This window comes from Streptomyces sp. HmicA12 (assembly GCF_000373565.1).
GTDB lineage: Bacteria > Actinomycetota > Actinomycetes > Streptomycetales > Streptomycetaceae > Streptomyces.
Genome location: NZ_KB891805.1, coordinates 141,520 through 157,767, shown reverse-complemented (window position 1 = coordinate 157,767; position 16,248 = coordinate 141,520). Strand labels below are relative to the sequence as shown.

Annotated in this window: 14 protein-coding genes; 8 read left to right on the top strand and 6 right to left on the bottom strand. The window is 72.8% G+C overall.

Annotated features, from left to right (window positions below):
• The first annotated feature begins 174 nt into the window (after nt 1–174).
• Complete coding sequence (locus tag B072_RS0115155) at nt 175–1,377, top strand: PucR family transcriptional regulator (RefSeq protein ID WP_018530806.1); 1,203 nt, start codon at nt 175–177, stop codon at nt 1,375–1,377.
• Nucleotides 1,378–1,392: 15 nt separating this feature from the next.
• Here the strand turns inward: B072_RS0115155 and B072_RS0115150 are convergent, their stop codons facing one another.
• The gene (locus B072_RS0115150; protein ID WP_018530805.1) at nt 1,393–2,112 is read right to left on the bottom strand and encodes a class I SAM-dependent methyltransferase; all 720 of its coding nucleotides are present in this window, start codon (nt 2,110–2,112) and stop codon (nt 1,393–1,395) included.
• A gap of 584 nt (nt 2,113–2,696) precedes the next feature.
• A complete protein-coding gene (locus B072_RS0115145) occupies nt 2,697–3,848 on the bottom strand; it encodes a glycerate kinase (RefSeq protein WP_018530804.1) in 1,152 nt (383 codons plus the stop codon).
• A gap of 157 nt (nt 3,849–4,005) precedes the next feature.
• On the opposite strand from B072_RS0115145, the gene B072_RS0115140 reads away from it, so the two are divergent.
• Nucleotides 4,006–5,709, top strand: coding sequence for a BCCT family transporter (locus B072_RS0115140; RefSeq protein WP_018530803.1), 1,704 nt, complete (start codon nt 4,006–4,008; stop codon nt 5,707–5,709).
• Between the two features lie 26 nt (nt 5,710–5,735).
• Entirely contained in the window at nt 5,736–6,812 is a 1,077-nt protein-coding gene (locus tag B072_RS0115135) for an ADP-ribosylglycohydrolase family protein (protein WP_018530802.1), read from the top strand.
• Nucleotides 6,813–6,830: 18 nt separating this feature from the next.
• Here the strand turns inward: B072_RS0115135 and B072_RS0115130 are convergent, their stop codons facing one another.
• Nucleotides 6,831–8,258 carry an FG-GAP-like repeat-containing protein gene (locus tag B072_RS0115130; RefSeq protein ID WP_026245854.1) on the bottom strand — a complete coding sequence of 476 codons (1,428 nt, stop codon included), beginning with the start codon at nt 8,256–8,258 and terminating at the stop codon, nt 6,831–6,833.
• A gap of 159 nt (nt 8,259–8,417) precedes the next feature.
• Here B072_RS0115130 and B072_RS0115125 point away from each other — a divergent pair, with 159 nt between their 5' ends.
• From B072_RS0115125 to B072_RS0115110, 4 genes are all read left to right on the top strand, one after another.
• Nucleotides 8,418–8,912 carry an NUDIX domain-containing protein gene (locus B072_RS0115125; RefSeq protein WP_018530800.1) on the top strand — a complete coding sequence of 165 codons (495 nt, stop codon included), beginning with the start codon at nt 8,418–8,420 and terminating at the stop codon, nt 8,910–8,912.
• Nucleotides 8,913–9,054: 142 nt separating this feature from the next.
• Nucleotides 9,055–10,020 (top strand): nucleoside hydrolase, encoded by a 966-nt coding sequence (locus B072_RS0115120; RefSeq protein ID WP_026245853.1) that lies wholly within the window; start codon nt 9,055–9,057, stop codon nt 10,018–10,020.
• Complete coding sequence (locus B072_RS0115115; protein WP_018530798.1) at nt 10,017–11,459, top strand: MFS transporter; 1,443 nt, start codon at nt 10,017–10,019, stop codon at nt 11,457–11,459. The genes B072_RS0115120 and B072_RS0115115 overlap by 4 nt, the downstream gene beginning before the upstream one ends.
• Before the next feature lie 15 nt (nt 11,460–11,474).
• Nucleotides 11,475–12,230 carry an SIR2 family NAD-dependent protein deacylase gene (locus B072_RS0115110; protein ID WP_018530797.1) on the top strand — a complete coding sequence of 252 codons (756 nt, stop codon included), beginning with the start codon at nt 11,475–11,477 and terminating at the stop codon, nt 12,228–12,230.
• Here the strand turns inward: B072_RS0115110 and B072_RS0115105 are convergent.
• Genes B072_RS0115105 through B072_RS0115095 form a run of 3 tightly spaced genes read right to left on the bottom strand, consistent with a single transcriptional unit; the run spans nt 12,195 to nt 14,685 of the window.
• Nucleotides 12,195–12,686, bottom strand: a complete 492-nt coding sequence (locus B072_RS0115105) for a nucleotidyltransferase domain-containing protein (protein WP_018530796.1) — start codon at nt 12,684–12,686, stop codon at nt 12,195–12,197. The genes B072_RS0115110 and B072_RS0115105 overlap by 36 nt on opposite strands.
• A 13-nt stretch (nt 12,687–12,699) precedes the next feature.
• Nucleotides 12,700–13,203, bottom strand: a complete 504-nt coding sequence (locus tag B072_RS0115100; RefSeq protein WP_018530795.1) for a methylated-DNA--[protein]-cysteine S-methyltransferase — start codon at nt 13,201–13,203, stop codon at nt 12,700–12,702.
• Between the two features lie 12 nt (nt 13,204–13,215).
• Complete coding sequence (locus tag B072_RS0115095; RefSeq protein ID WP_026245852.1) at nt 13,216–14,685, bottom strand: DNA-3-methyladenine glycosylase 2; 1,470 nt, start codon at nt 14,683–14,685, stop codon at nt 13,216–13,218.
• Between the two features lie 354 nt (nt 14,686–15,039).
• Between B072_RS0115095 and B072_RS0115090 the strand changes: the two genes are divergently transcribed.
• The gene (locus B072_RS0115090) at nt 15,040–16,116 is read left to right on the top strand and encodes a beta-ketoacyl-ACP synthase III (RefSeq protein ID WP_018530793.1); all 1,077 of its coding nucleotides are present in this window, start codon (nt 15,040–15,042) and stop codon (nt 16,114–16,116) included.
• Nucleotides 16,117–16,248: the final 132 nt, after the last annotated feature.

Below are 16,248 nucleotides of genomic sequence, written 5' to 3'. Positions count from 1 at the left end.
CCCGTCCACGGGCGGCCCGGTAATCGCTGCGTGGGCCCAGCGCCCGACCGCCCCCGTTGTGCGCGCGCACAAGACCCCGCGTCAGGGGCCTGCCGGGGAGGGGCGCGGGGTGGCATCCTCCGCATCAGCGAATGAGTCCTTTGCCGTCGCTTTACGAGCCTTTGGGGAGGGGCGATGGGCGGGCGCAAGCACCGTACGGGCCAGGACTGGAAGCTGCTGAGGGAGGCGTGCACGACACTCCTCGACCGGGTTCCCGAGCTCGTCGACGAACATCTGCGCCAGCTGTTCGCGTACTCGGACGTGTACGCGCGGGTGCTGCCGTACGACGCGCAGTGGCGGGAGGCCGAGGAGGCCATGCGGATCGGCGTCGAGACGATCACGGCGCCGCGGGACGCGCCGCGCCGTGATCTGTCGTACGCGGAGGAGGCGGGCCGGCGCCGGGCGGGCCAGGGCCTGCCGCTCGATCTGCTCGTGCACGCGTACCGCAACGCGGGCTATCTCGTCTGGGACGCGCTGATGGAGAGCGCGGGCGGCGAACCCGAGCGGCTGAAGGCGCTGATGCGGTCGGCGACGATGGTGTGGGCGGCGGTGGACGCGCAGGCCGCGGCGGCCTCGGAGGCCTACCGGGCCACGGAGTTGGAGCTGCGCCGTCGCACCGACGAGCAGATGCAGGCGCTGCTCGACGCGCTCCTGGAGGGCCGTCCGGCGCCCGGCCTCGCGGGCCGCGCGGCCGCGGGGCTCGATCTTCCGGAGCACGGCCCGTACGCGGTGGTGGTCCTGCGGGTGGAGCGCCGTGACAGCAGGGAGGCGTTCCACCGGAGGGTGCAGGACCCCGACTTCCGGTTCGTGTGGCGGATGCGGGCGGACTGCGAGGTGGGTGTGGTGGCGCTCGGCGCGGGCCGCACCCTCGACGACGTGGCGGCGCTGCTCGACGGGCGCTGCCCGGGTCCCGGGGGGCTGAGCCCGGTCGTCCGGGGCCTCGCCGAACTCGGTCACGCCCGCCGCCTCGCCGAACTCGCCCTGCGCACCTGCCCGCCCGACACGACGGGCGTCGTCCGGCTGGACCAGCGGATGCCGACGGCCCTGGTGGTCAGCCAGCCCGACCTGGCGCAGCGGCTCGTCTCCGGCGTCTTCGGTGAGCTCCTTGCCCTCGAACCGGCCGACCGTGCCGTCCTGTTGGAGACCCTGGACGCCTGGCTGGCCTGCGAAGGCTCTGCGGGCCGCGCCGCCGGGCGCCTGTACTGCCACCGCAACACGGTCTTCAACCGCCTGCGCAGGCTGGAGCAGTTGACGTCACGGTCGCTGTCGCGGCCGCGGGACCTGATGGAGATGACGTTGGCGCTGGACGCGTACCGGTTGTCGTCGGCGGCGGGGTGAGTCGCGGCGGCGGGGTCAGCGGGGGGTGCGGCGGAACATCGCGGTGAGCAGGAACGGCTGCCCGAACGTCGCCGACTCCGCGCCCCGCGCCGCCATGGGCCGGATCTCGACCTCGGTGAACTCACGGAAGACGTGCCGCAGTTCGTCCTCCGTGAACGCGAGCCCGCCCTCCAGGCCGACGCCTTCGCGGTACAGCTCCGCGTCGGGCCGCTCGGAGCCCATCTCGCCCGCGGCGAAGCAGACGAGGCCGAAGTGGCCGCCCGGGGCGAGGAGCCGGTCGAGCAGGGCGAGGTAGCTGATGCGGCGGTGCGGCGCGAGGTGGTGCAGGCACCCGGAGTCGTACACCACGTCGTACGACGCGTGCGGGAGTTGTACGTCGAAGATGTTGCCGTGATGGAAGCGCACCGACGCGTCCGCGGCGGCCGCGCGTTCCTTGCCCCAGGCGAGGGCGGTGGCCGAGAGGTCGACGGCGTCGACGTCGAAGCCGCGGGTGGCGAGGTGTACGGCGTTGCGGCCGGGCCCGCAGCCCAGGTCGAGGACGCGGGCGCCGGGCGGGATCAGCCCCTGGTCGAGGTGGGCGGCGAGGTTCTCGTCGGGCTTGTCGACGAAGAACGGCACGTCACGGTTCCGCTCCGCGTAGAACCGGTCCCACCAGTTGCCGTGGTCCGTCAGCGGTGCGATCAGCTCGTCGAGCAGGTCGAGGACGTCCTCGGTGGTGGTGACGGTGCGCTTCAAGTGGTCTCCTCCGCCTGGCTGTTGACCTAGTCGAGGATAGGCGGGGCAGAGCTCTTGTGCAGGTCAGAGCAGTCTGACCGAAAGGCGGGACGCGTGCGCCGGGCTCTTACCGGGGTGCGGGGCATGGCGGTCCTCGCGCGGGGCGGGAAGAGGCGTCCGGGAGGTGGAGGTGGGCCGTGACGGGGCATTTCCGACGAGGGCCGTGATCCCTAAAAGCACGCCGGTTCGCCGTAGGGGAGAGTCTGGTCAGGCGCGTGTGGGCCCGGTGGGGGCTGGTCGCGCAGTTCCCCGCACCCCTGAGGCAGCGGCTTCGCCGTGCCTCCCCCTGAAGCATGCGCTGCGCGCAACTTCCCCTGGGCGAGCGGAGATCGCTTCAGGGGCGCGGGGAACCGCGCGAGAAGCCCCACCGGGCCCGCACCCGCGAGACATACACCAACCCGGCAGACGCGACGGCGCGAGGGGCGCGGGGAACCGCGCGAAGCAGGACCACCGGCCCGCACCCGCCCACGCGACAGACACCCGGCAGACGCGACGGCGAACCGGGGCGCCGGGAACCGCGCGATCAGGCGCCCGGCGAACCCGGCTCAGCTCAAGAAGTCCGCGGCGATGCGCTCCGCCACGTCCTCCAGAATCGGCCCGGCCTCCGCGATGCAGCGGGCCACATCCGGCTCCACCTCAGTCAGCGCGTACGCCCGACGGATCCCGGCCCGGCCGAGCGCGTCCGGCGCGAGGGCGAGGCGGCCGCAGACCGCGACGACCTCGATGCCTGCCGCCCGCGCCGCAGCCGCGACCCCGGCCGGCGCCTTGCCGTGCAGCGTCTGCTCGTCGAGGGAGCCCTCACCGGTGATCACCAGCGTGGCCTTCGCCAGCGCGGGCGCGAACCCGAGGACGTCGAGCATGACCTCGATGCCGGGACGGAAACTCGCGCCGAGGGCGACCAGGGCCCCGTAGCCGATCCCGCCCGCGGCGCCCGCACCCGGCGACTCGGCGTCCTCCAGGGCCTTCGGACCGACCGACTCCGACAGCACCTTCGCGTAGTGGCCGAGCGCGGCGTCCAGCTCGGCGACGTCCTCGGGAGAGGCCCCCTTCTGCGGGCCGTAGATCGCGGGGGCGCCCTTCGGGCCGGTCAGCGGGTTGTCGACGTCGCTGGCGAGGACGATCTCCACGTCGGCGAGACGCGGGTCGAGACCGGAGAGGTCCGCGGAGGCGAGCGCGGCGAGCGCTCCGCCGCCGGGCCCGACCGGCGCACCCGCACCGTCCAGGAACCGGGCGCCCAGCGCGGCCAGCATCCCCGCGCCGCCGTCGGTCGTGGCGCTGCCGCCGACGCCGAAGACGATCGTGCGCGCGCCCGCGTCGAGCGCCGCCGCGATGACCTCGCCCGAGCCGTACGTCGTGGACGTCAGCGGCGCGAACTCGCCCTCGGGCAGCAGCTGCAGGCCGGACGCCTCCGCCATCTCCACCACGGCCGTGCCGTCGCGCAGCGCCCACGCGGCCGTCACCGGCTCGCCGACCGGGCCCGTGACCCGCGCCTCGCGCCGCTCGAACCCGGCCGCGACCGCAGCCGCGACGGTGCCGTCACCGCCGTCCGCGACGGGCACGGACTCGATGGTCACCTCGGGCGCCACCCGGCGCAGACCGGCCGTCACACGCTGTGCGACCTGCACCGCGGTGAGCGAGCCCTTGAACTTGTCCGCCGCGATCAACACGTGCCGCGCGGCCTGTGCAGCGTCCGCCACCTTGGTCTCCCCTTGCTGTTCGGGCCTTGCTCGCGTCAAGGCAGTCGCGCCGCTGCGACCATAACCGCAGGAGGGGGTCGCTGCCCATGGTTGTCCGGTCGGCGGGACGGCGTGCCAGCCGCCTGTATCCGCACATATGCGTCCATAGTGGGTCGGCATGAGCACGGAAACGATCGATCATCCGGCCCCGGACTCCCCGCCCCCCGGCTCCGAAGGGGCTTCCGACGCTCCCGACTTCACCGTCGTCGGCATCGGGATCACCGTGGTGCTCGCCGTCGTCGCCTGGGCCGCGCTCGGCAAGGACTCCTTCGAGAGCGCGTCGGGCGCCGCCCTGACCTGGGTCCTGGACAACTTCGCCTGGCTGTTCGTGGTCGCCGCCGACGCCTTCCTCGTGCTGTGCCTGGTGCTCTCGGTCAGCCGGTTCGGCCGGATCCGGCTGGGCCGCGACGACGGCGAGCCGGAGTTCACCAATCTGGCGTGGATCGCCATGATGTTCAGCGCGGGCATGGGCATCGGCCTGATGTTCTACGGGGTCGGGGAGCCCCTCACCCACTACCTGAACCCGCCGCCGGCGAGCGGCGCGCAGCCGCGCACCGGCGGCGCGGCGCTGGTGGCGATGGAGTACTCGTTCTTCCACTGGACGCTGACCCCGTGGGCGATCTACGGCATCGCGGGCCTCGCGCTCGCGTACGCGGGGTTCCGCAAGGGCCGGGGCAACCGGCTGAGCTCGGTGTTCGTCCCGCTCATCGGGGAGCGCCGGGCGGCGGGCTGGCCGGGCCGGATCATCGATCTGCTGGCCGTCTTCGCGACGGTCTTCGGTACGGCGACGAGCCTCGGTGTGGGCGCGCTGCAGGTGGCCACGGGGCTGAACCTGACGACGGGCGTCTCGAACACGACGACCCTCCAGCTGATCATCATCATCGGGCTCGGCGCCGCCTTCGTCGGCTCGGCCTTCTCCGGTCTGCACAAGGGCGTGAAGTGGTTGAGCACCCTGAACCTCGTGCTCGCGGCCTGCCTGATGCTGTTCGTGTTCGTGCTCGGCCCGACCGTGTACATCCTCGACGCGATCCCGGCGAGTGTCGGCGGCTATCTGCACGAGCTGCTGCCGATGGCGTCGCGCACGGGCGCCTTCACGGACCGGACGTGGCTGGGCTCCTGGACGATCTTCTACTGGGCGTGGTGGCTGTCGTGGGCGCCGTTCGTGGGGACGTTCATCGCGCGGATCTCGCGGGGCCGGCGCATCCGGGAGTTCCTGGTCGGCGTGCTCCTCGTGCCGAGCGGGGCGACGGTGGTCTGGTTCTGCGTGATGGGCGGTACCGGCATCCGGCTCGATTTCACCGGCAAGGTCGACATGGCGGCGGAGGTCGACGAGAGCGCGGAGGCGTCGCTCTTCGCGATGCTGGACGCGCTGCCGCTCGGCACGATCACGTCCTGGGTGGCGATGATCCTGGTCATGACGTACTTCGTCACGAGCGCGGACTCGGCGTCCCTGGTGATGGGATCGCTGACCAGCCGGGGCGCGCTGCACCCGCGGACCTGGCTGGTGGTGACGTGGGGCGTGCTGATGGCGGCGGTCGCGGCGGTGCTGCTCGTGGCGGGCGGCCTGGACTCCCTGCAGAGCGCGACGATCCTGGTCGCCCTCCCCTTCGTCGTGGTGATGCTGGCACTGTGCTGGGCGCTGCTGAAGGAGCTGCGCGAGGACCCGGGCGCGGGGCCGGCGCGGGGGCACGCGCTGCACGGGCTGCGGGACGCGGTGCGCGCGATGGTCGGCGACGCGATCTCGGAGCAGGGCCCGGCCGCCGCCCGCCACCACCGGCTCCGCCGACGTGCCGCCAAGTCACGCAACGCCGAAGACAGTTGACGCGGGGAAACGGGTACACCGGACTCATGACGCCAACGAGCCCTCAGCTCACCGAACGCGCCCTCGCCGACCGTGTGCTCGGCGGCTGGCTCGGCCGGATCGCCGGGAACATGCTCGGCAAGCCGGTCGAGCAGGGCGAGGTGTGGACGCGTGCGCGCATCGACCGCTATCTGCGCCAGGCCGAGGCCCTGCCGCTCACCGACTATCTGCCCGAACCCCCTTCGGACGACGTCGAGTTGGCACTGCGTCCGGAATGGCGGGCGTGCGTCAGGGGACGGATCCACGGCAGCTGCCGGGACGACGACGTGGACTACGCGGTGCTCGGCCTGCACCTCCTGGAGACCCACGGTTTCGCCTTCACCACGGAACAGGTCGGGGAGCTGTGGCTGCTGCGCCTGCCCTACCTCCAGACGTTCACGGCCGAGCGCGCGGCCTACCGCAACCTCGCCAACGGCCTGAAGCCGCCGCTGACGGCCACGTACGACAACCCCTGCCAGGAGTGGATCGGCGGTCTGATCCGCGCGGACGTCTTCGGCTGGACCAGCCCGGGCGCGCCGCGCCGCGCGGCCTCCCTGGCCCGCCGCGACGCGGTCCTCTCGCACACCGGCAACGGCGTGTACGGGGCGATGTGGGCGGCGGCCCTGGTGTCGGCGGCGTTCACGGCGCCGACCCCGAGGGCCGCCCTCGACGCGGCGCTGACGGTGATCCCCGCGAGCAGCCGTCTCGCCCGTGTCGTGCGGCGCACGATCTCGCTCCACGACTCCCGGCTGACCTGGGAGGAGACCCTGGCCACGGTCGAGGAGGAGACGGGCGGCCTCGGCTGGATCCACACCGTCCCGAACGCCGCCGTCATCACGGCCGGACTCCTGTACGGCGACGGGGACTTCACCCGCACCCTGGCCCTGACGGTGCGCGGCGGTCTCGACACGGACTCCAACGGCGCGACGGCCGGGTCGGTCGCGGGCGTGTTGTGCGGCGCGGACGCGGTCCCCGAGCAGTGGACGGAGCCGCTCGAGGACCGGGTGCGCAGCGCGGTGTTCGGGTTCGACGGCGTACGGATCAGTGAACTGGCCGCCCGGACAACGGAGTTGGCGCGCCGGTGACGGCAGCGGCCGTGCGGGTCACTCCCCGTACGCGTCCGTCGCCATCCACTGCCCGAAGTACGTGTAGTCCGCCGACGACACCTTCGCCGTGGCCGCCGAGAAGCTGACGGCCTGCGAGGTCGTCACGCCCTTCGCGGAGCCGCGCAGGCTCCACAGCGCGCCGTTGCTCTTGTTCTCGGTGGGCGCGGCGACGGCCAGATCGGCGTAGCCGTCGCGGTTGGTGTCGGTCAGGCGCACGGAGCCGCCGAACCGGTCGTAGCCCTCGTTGGCGCCCGGCACGCCCGCGGTCCCCTGGTGCAGGACCTGGGCGCCGGTTCCGGTGAGCCCGTCCGCGGAGCCGTACAGGACGACGGCCTCGCCGCTGTTGAGGGCCGAGCCGGAGCCGATGGTCTCGAAGTCGTTGCCCACGGCCACGTCCGCGTAGCCGTCGTGGTTCACATCGCCGGTGGCCACCGTGTCGCCGAAGGAGTCGGCGTCCTCCGTGGCTCCGGCCACGCCCGGGGTCTCCTGGGTGAAGGTGCGCCTCGCGGACGCCGTGAGGCCCGAGGCGCCGCCGGCGTAGACGGTGACCTTGTTGTCGTCGGGCGAGCCGAGGACCAGGTCGTCGACGCCGTCGCCGTCGACATCGCCCGCGGCGGCGGCAGGGGCCTCGTCGGGCAGGGCGGTGTAGGTGCCGGACGCGCCCGGGTAGACGAGCGCGGCGCCGTCGAAGCTGCCGTCCTCGTCGTAGCGGCCGCCCACGACGAGGTCGTCGCGCCCGTCGCCGTCGAAGTCCCCGGAGGTCAGTGAGGTGTAGTACGCGGCGCTGTCGGGCGCGACGCCGGTCACCAGCTCGCGCCGGGCCGCGGCGCCCGAGGTCTTCGCGATGCCGCTGAAGATCCACACGTCGTTGCGGCTGCTGCCGACGGCGAGTTCGGGCCGGCCGTCGCCGTCGTAGTCACCGATGGTGAGGTGGTCGCCGAACAGGTCGTGGGCGGTGGGCGCCGGGTCGGCGATGGTGGTGCCGCCGCTGATGCCGGAGCTCGAACCCCACAGGACGGCGACGGTGCCGCCGTCGACGTCGCTGCCCACCTTCTCGTGCGGGGTGCCGGCGACGACGTCGGTGTAGCCGTCCCCGTTCAGGTCACCGGTGACGACCGCGGAGCCGAACCGGTCGCCCGCCTCCGCGGCGCCGGGCACACCCGCGGTGTTCTGCGTGATCACCTTGGTCCGGGTGGCCGAAACGCCGCTCGACGAACCGGTGTTGACGACGAGGGCGCCGGCCCGCGAGGCCCCCGCCACGGTCGCCTCCGAGCCGGTCACGAGGTCGCCGTACCCGTCTCCGTTCACATCGCTCTGCCCCTGGTGCGTGACCGCGGGGGCGGCATGCGCCGGCGCCGCGCCGAAGAGACCGGCGGCGATGGCCGCGGCGATGACCGGTGCGGCGGCGCGGGAACGATGTTGCATGCTGCTCATCTCCTGCTGGAACGAGGCTCCACTGAATCAACGGGACAGGGGATGGACCTGCGTCCTGCACGAATGGTTGTACGCCACAGCGAAAGGGGTTCACCCTGCGACCGCCGTGACCGCCCCTGACCGCCCCTCCCGGCTGGCTAGGGTGGGGCGATGACGACTCTCGACTACGCCACCTACATCGCCGGCCTCCCCCGCGTCCTGGTCGGCGCGGCCGTCCTGTTCCGCGACGGCGAGGGGCGCGTGCTGCTGGTCGAGCCCAACTACCGGGACGGGTGGGCGCTGCCCGGCGGCACCGTGGAGTCGGACGACGGGGAGAGCCCGCGGCAGGGCGCGCGGCGCGAGACGCTGGAGGAGATCGGGCTCGACGTCACCGTGGGGCGGCTGCTCGTCGTGGACTGGGTGCCGGGCGCCGGTCGGCCGCCGCTGGTGGCGTACCTCTACGACGGCGGCGTACTCCCCGCCGAGCAGGTCGAGAAGATCCGGCTGCAGGAGGAAGAGCTGCTGTCGTGGCGGTTCGTGGCGCGCGACGACCTCGACGCGTACCTGCTGGGGTCGCTCGGCCGGCGGGTGCGCTCCGCGCTCGGCGTGCTCGACCGGGGCACCGGGACGGCCGAGCTGGAGTGCGGCGAGCCCGTCACGGATTGATCGCCCCCACCCACCCGATGTGAACATACCGGACGCACCAGACGTAACGGTCACGGAATCTACGCGCGTTGACAACTCGTGTGGCGACGGGTGAGGTTTGCGAGGACAGTTTTTCCCAACCGGAGCAAAGGGGCTCATGACGTTGGCCAGGAAGATCATCCTCGACTGCGACCCGGGGCACGACGACGCGGTCGCGATGCTGCTCGCCCACGGCAGTCCCGACATCGACCTGGTCGCGGTGACCACCGTCGTCGGCAACCAGACCCTGGAGAAGGTGACCCGCAACGCGCTGTCGGTCGCGGCGATCGCCGGGATCACCGGGGTCCCGTTCGCCGCCGGCTGCCCGCGGCCCCTGGTCCGGGAGATCGAGACGGCGCCGGAGATCCACGGCGAGACCGGCCTCGACGGACCCGACCTGCCCGCGCCCGCCTTCGAGCTGGACCGGCGGCACGCCGTCGACCTCATCATCGACACGGTGATGAGCCACGAGCCGGGCGAGATCACCATCGTCCCGACGGCCGGCCTGACGAACATCGCGCTGGCCGCCCGCAAGGAACCCCGCATCGTCGAGCGCGTCCGCCAGGTCGTGCTGATGGGCGGCGGCTACCACGAAGGGAACTGGAGCCCGGTCGCCGAGTTCAACATCGTGATCGACCCCGAGGCCGCGCACATCGTCTTCAACGAGAAGTGGCCGCTGACCATGGTCGGCCTCGACCTGACCCACCAGGCCCTCGCGACCCCCGCGGTCGAGGACAAGATCAAGGCCGTCGGCACGAAGCCCGCCGCGTTCGTCCTCGAACTGCTCGACTTCTTCCGCGCGGCCTACCGCGAGAACCAGGGCTTCGAGCACCCGCCGGTGCACGACCCGTGCGCGGTCGCGTACGTCATCGACCCGAACGTCATGACCGTACGGAAGGCGCCCGTCGACATCGAGCTGCGCGGCGCGCTCACGCTCGGCATGACCGTCACCGACCTGCGCTCCCCCGCGCCCGCCGACTGCCACACCCAGGTCGCGGTGGACCTGGACCACGACCGATTCTGGGATCTCGTGGTCGATGCTCTCGTCCGTATCGGAGAGCCCGGAGACAACGGAGCACCCGCAGCATGAACGTCGCCGCCTCCCCCCACACCCCGGCAGACGGCCCCCGCGCGGGCCGCCCCGCCAAGGTCGGCGCCCTCATGGTCGCGCTGCTCGCGGCCAGCTTCGCCTTCCAGCTCAACGCCTCGATGCTCAGCCCCGCGCTGGCGACGATGGCGACCGAGCTGCACACCACGGCCTCGAAGATCAGCTTCACCCAGACGGCGTTCTTCACCGCCGCGGCGCTGTTCTCGCTCTTCCTGCCGCGCCTGGGCGATCTGATCGGCCGCCGCAAGGTACTCACCGGGATGATGGCCCTGATGGCCGTCGGCTGCGTCATCTCCGCGCTCGCCACGAACGTCGGAATGCTCGCCGTCGGCCGGGTCATCCAGGGCGCCTCGGGGCCGACGATCCCGCTCGCGCTGATCATGCTGCGCGTGCAGGTCCCGGACCCGAAGAAGTACGGGGTGCTCCTCGGCATCGTCACGGCGGTGAACGGCGGTATCGCGGGCGTCGACTCGTTCGCGGGCGGCTGGCTCGCCGAGCACCACGGCTTCGCCTCGATCTTCTGGGTCATGACCGCCTTCGCGGCCTTCGCGGCGCTCCTCGTGCACTTCCTCGCCCCCGAGTCGCGCGCCGACGAGCGTCCGCGCATGGACTGGCCGGGCGTCGTCCTGCTCGTCGTCTCGGTCGGCGCGCTGCTCATCGCGTTCAACGAGGCGGGCAAGCTGGCCGACGCGAACTGGACGCTGACCGTCGCCCTGATCGTCGTCTCCGCGCTCGCCTTCTGGGCGTTCTGGCGCACGGAGAAGCGCTCGGCCCAGCCGCTGGTCGCCACGCGCCTGATGAAGCGCCGCGCCACCTGGTCGATCCTGCTCGCGACGATGCTCACCATGACCGGCGTCTTCGCGATCATGAACGGGCTGCTGCCCGGCTTCGCCCAGGACACGAACGTCGGACTCTCGCTCGGCGCCGAGGGCGCGACCTGGTGGACGCTGACGCCGTACGCGCTCGCGGGTCTCGCCATGGGACCGATCGCGGGCCGTCTCTCGGCGAGCGTCGGCTACGGCCGCATCCTGCGCATCGGCCTGGTCCTCACCGCGGCGACCACGGTCCTGGCCCTGGTCATGCTCCGGACGGACTCGCGGGGTCTGCTCCTCGCGGTGTCGATCCTGCTCGGCGTGACGTACGCGGGCACGGTCAACATCATGCTCAACGGCCTCGGCATCGTGCTCTCCCCGAAGGAGAACCCGGGCTTCCTGCCGGGCCTGAACGCGGGCTGCTTCAACCTCGGCGCGGGCCTCAGCTTCGTCGTCCTGTACGCGGCCATGGACGCGGTCGCCCCGTCCGGCTCCACGTCGGTCGGCGGGTACAGCGCGGGCGTGATCGCGGGCCTGGTCCTCATCGTGGCGGCCCTGTTCGTCTCGATGCTCATCCCGAAGCCGGTGGACGCGGAGGCGACCGACTGACCTACGCTCGGAGGCATGACGGCGTCCGCACCCCAGCCCCTTGTCGCGATCCTCACCGGTGCCGGTATCAGCACCGACTCCGGCATCCCCGACTACCGCGGGCCGAACGGGGTGTGGCGCAAGGACCCCGACGCCGAGAAGCTCGTCACGTACGAGTACTACATGAACGACCCCGAGATCCGGCGCCGTGCCTGGCAGGTACGGCGCCGTTCGGCCACCCTGACCGCGGAGCCGAACGCGGCGCACCGCGCGATCGCCGGCCTCGACCGTTGCGGCGTCCCCGTGCGGGTCATCACGCAGAACGTCGACGGGCTGCACCAGCTCGCCGGGACGCCCGCCCGCAAGGTGCTCGAACTGCATGGCTCGGCGCGGCGGTTCGTGTGCACGGGGTGCGGGGAGGGCGGGCCGATGGAGGCGGCGCTCGCCCGGGTCGAGGCGGGTGAGGACGATCCGGCGTGCGTGATCTGCGGCGGCGTCCTGAAGTCGACGACGGTGATGTTCGGCGAGCAGCTCGACCCGGTGGTGCTGGGCGAGGCGGTCGCGGTCACGCAGGCGTGCGAGGTCTTCTTCGCGGTCGGCTCGTCGCTCCAGGTGCATCCCGCGGCGGGACTGGCCGGTCTCGCGGCCGAACACGGTGCCCGGCTCGTCGTGGTGAACGCGGAGCCGACCCCGTACGACGAGCTGGCCGACGAGGTCGTACGGGAGCCGATCGGGACGGCGCTGCCGCGGCTGCTCTCAGAAGTGCGTGGCGATCCCGAAGGCGCGGCGTAGCCGGGCCATGTCGTGCAGGTCGCGCTCCCGGGGCTCGTACCCGTGGTGGAAGGCGACCTGCTGCTCGGCGGAGAGACACGGGACCGGCGTCCCGCCGACGGTGCCCGTCACGAAGCACGCGGCGGGACAGCGGAAGGGGTGCTCCGGATCGGGTGAGGCCTGCACGGCCGAGCCGTCGGCGGCGAAGGCCAGCGGGTGCAGATCGATCTCGCGGCCGTCAGGGTGCGCGACGACGAAGCGGACGGGCCGCCAGTCGAGGGTCTGCGCGAAACCGGCTCCGCTGAGCGCCGCGAGCACCGCCGGTTCCTGTTCCCGCCTGTGCATGAGATCCAGGTCGTGGTGGTCGCGGGTCTGCTCACCCACGAGGGCGTCGATGCCCCATCCGCCGCCGATCCAGACGTCGGCTCCCGCTCGCCGCAGCAGCGTCAGCACGGTCACCACGTCCTCGGCCGTCATCACGCGACGCAGCCTAGAACAGCGCGGTCCCGCGCTCGAGGTCGAGCAGCCGGCGCTTACGGTCGAGGCCACCGCCGTAGCCGGTCAGGTCGCCGTTCGCGCCGATGACACGGTGGCAGGGCACGATGACACCGACGGGGTTCTTGCCGTTGGCGAGGCCGACGGCGCGGGAGGCGTTCGGCTTGCCGAGCGCCTCGGCGAGTTCGCCGTACGTGCGGGTCTCGCCGTACGGGATGAGCAGCAGCTGCTCCCAGACGGTGCGCTGGAACGGGGTGCCGTGCAGGGCGAGCGGCAGGTCGAACTCCTTCAACTCACCCTGGAAATAGGCGTTCAGCTGGTCGATGACGGCACCGAAGGGGCGCTCGTCACGGACGCCGAAGGTCTCCTCGGCGGGCCGGTGGCGCTGCTCGGCCATGTAGAGCCCGGAGAGGGCGCCGTCGGTGGCGACGAGCGTGAACGGCCCGTAGGGCGTGTCGATGACGGTGTGCTGAACGAGTGCCGGTGTCGGTGTCCGCATGGCGTGGATCCCTTACGCGGGGAGGAAGTTGATCGGGTGGTGGTCGGTGGCCCACAGGTACTGGGTCGCGTACGCCCGCCAGGGGCGCCACGCCGCGGCCCGCGCGGTGAGCGCGGCGGGAGTGTGGGGCAGGCCCAACTGCTGTGCGGCGCGCCGCATTCCGAGGTCGGTGGGCAGGAAGGCGTCCGGGTCGCCGAGGGCGCGCATCGCGATGGCCTCGATGGTCCAGGGGCCGAAGCCGGGCAGCTCGGCGAGCCGGGCGCGCGCCTCGTCCCAGTCGGACTCCGGACCCAACACAACTGTCCCGTCGGCCAGTTCACGTACGAGCGTGAGGAGCGTGGTGCGGCGGCTGCGGGGCAGCGCGAGGGATTCCGGGTCGAGCGAGGCGAGCGCCTCGGGCGACGGGAACAGATGGGTGAGGCCGCCCTCGGGGTCGTCGACGGGCTCCCCGTGGGCGAGGACGAGACGGCCGGCGTGGGTGCGGGCGGCGGCCGTGGACACCTGCTGCCCGAGGACGGCCCGCACGGCGAACTCGGCCTCGTCGACGGTCCGCGGGACGCGCCGCCCCGGCGCCTTGTCGACGAGGGGCGCGAGCAGCGGGTCGGTGCGCAGCTGTTCGTCGATCGCGACCGGGTCGGCGTCGAGGTCCAGCATGCGGCGGCAACGGCTGATGGCGACGGTGAGGTCGCGCTGGTCGGTCAGGACGAGCCGGCAGCCGATGTACTCGGCGCCGGGTGTGAGGCTCACGATGCCGTGCCCGTACGGGAGGCGCAGCGTGCGCCGGTACGCCCCGTCCCGCCACTCCTCGACGCCCGGTACGGCGGTGGCGGCGAGATGGCCGAAGAGGTTGTCGGGGTTGAGGGGCGCCCGGAACGGCAGCCGCAGGGTGAGCGCGCCGCCCGGGGCGGTGGGCCGGCCCTGCGGCGCGCGGGTGCGCAGGTCGCTCGGGCTCAGCGCGAAGACCTCACGGACGGTGTCGTTGAAGGTGCGGATGGACGAGAACCCGGCGGCGAACGCGATGTCGGCCATCGGCAGCCCGGTCGTCTCGACGAGCAGCCGTGCGGTCTGCGCGCGCTGGGCCCGGGCCAGCGCGAGCGGGCCCGCGCCCAGCTCGGCGAGCAGCTGCCGCTCGACCTGCCGCTCGCTGTATCCGAGGCGGCGGACCAGTCCGGGCACGCCCTCGCGGTCGACGATCCCGTCAGCGATCAGCCGCATGGCGCGGGCGGTGAGATCGGCCCGCTCGTTCCACTCCGGCGACCCCGGGCTGGTATCGGGCCTGCACCGCTTGCAGGCGCGAAATCCGGCCTGCTGGCAGGCGGCGGCGCTCGGGTAGAACACCATGTTGCGCGGCTTGGGCGGCACGACCGGGCAGCCGGGCCTGCAGTAGATGCGGGTGGTTGTGACGGCGGTGAAGAAGACACCGTCGAACCGGGTGTCCTTGGCCTGCACCGCACGCACGCACCGCTCGGTGTCGGTGTGCATCGCGGCACGGGCTTCGACATGGTCGTTGGTGGTGGGCATGCGTCAAGGATCGCGCACGGTGAGCGGGCCGGCTGGCGAGAATCCGACATGGCCCTCGGCCCGCCGGAACCCGTCGGCCGGAAAGTGCGCGTCCCTCCGGGTGACACCGGCCGAGCCCCTCGTACGCCTCCCGTCCGCCCCCTGCACTCCGGCGCACGCCGCTGACCTGCGTGTAATTCGTCAACCCAGTTGAAAACAAGCGCTGTTCGGACAATATGGCTGGTTTCCGAAGATCGCTCCGCTGCCTACAGTCATGCCGCCGATTCGTTTCCCCGGACGCCCGCACGCGCCCACCTCAGAAAGAGCGAGGTTCGAGTGACCGTAGCCGACCGTCCCGCACAGCCCCCTGCCGACCGCGCGACCGCGGTCCTGGAAGGGGTCGCGGGCTGGGTGCCGCCGCGCCGGGTCTCGAACGCCGAGCTCCCGGCCGCCTGGGGCGTCGACGACGCCTGGGTACGGCGCCGTACCGGCATCGCCACCCGCCACTGGGCCGGGGACGGGGTCCGCACCGGTGACCTGGCGCTCGAAGCGGCCCGGCGGGTGCTCGCGTCGCTCGACGGTCCCGCGCCGGACACCGTGCTCGTCGCGACCTCGACGCCGGACCGGCCGATGCCCGCGATGGCCCCGCGGCTCGCCTCCCTCCTCGGCCTCGGTCAGGTGGCCGCCTGGGACGTGGCGGCGGCCTGCAGCGGATTCGGCTACGGCCTGGCCACGGCGGCGGGCGTGCTCGCCGCCGGACACGCGCAGCGCGTCCTGCTGGTCGCCGCCGAGGTCTACTCGACCCTCGTCGACCCGGCGGACCGCGGCGCCGGGGTCGTCTTCGCCGACGGCGCGGGCGCGGTGCTGCTGCGCCGGGGCAGGTCCGGCGAACCGGGCGCGCTGCTCGCCTTCGACCTCGGCAGCGACGGTACGGGGCACGAGCTGATCCAGGTGCCCGGCGGTGGCGCTGCCGAGCGCGCCAGGCCCACCGACCACACCCCCGCGGACCGGCACTTCCGGATGGCGGGCCGGGAGGTCTACCAGCACGCGGTGACCCGGATGACCGAGTCGTCGCTGCGAGTGCTCGAACGCACCGGCTGGACGGCCGACGACGTCGACCGGTTCGTCGCCCATCAGGCGAACGCCCGGATCCTCGACGCGGTCGGGGAGCGCCTCCGGCTGCCCGCCGATCGGCAGGTCGCCAACATCGAGCGGGTCGGCAACACCGGCGCCGCCTCCCTGCCGCTGGCGCTCGCCGACGCCGCATCCCGCGATCAACTCGCCCCCGGTGAGCGGGTGTTGCTCACCTCTTTCGGCGCCGGTCTCACCTGGGCCTCCGCGACGATGACCTGGCCGGAGCTGCCCGTGGTGGCACCGGTCGACTCGGCGGCCCTGCCGGCCGTCGCCCGCTGACGCCACCGGGTCACAGGCCTCCAGCACCTCTCCCGCACACCGCTGCCCGCGGTGCGCGCCCTCGCCGTACCCCGGCGGTTCCCGCCCGCACCGGGAACGCGCGGGGTTCGATCCCCCTGCCGCTCCAGCGGC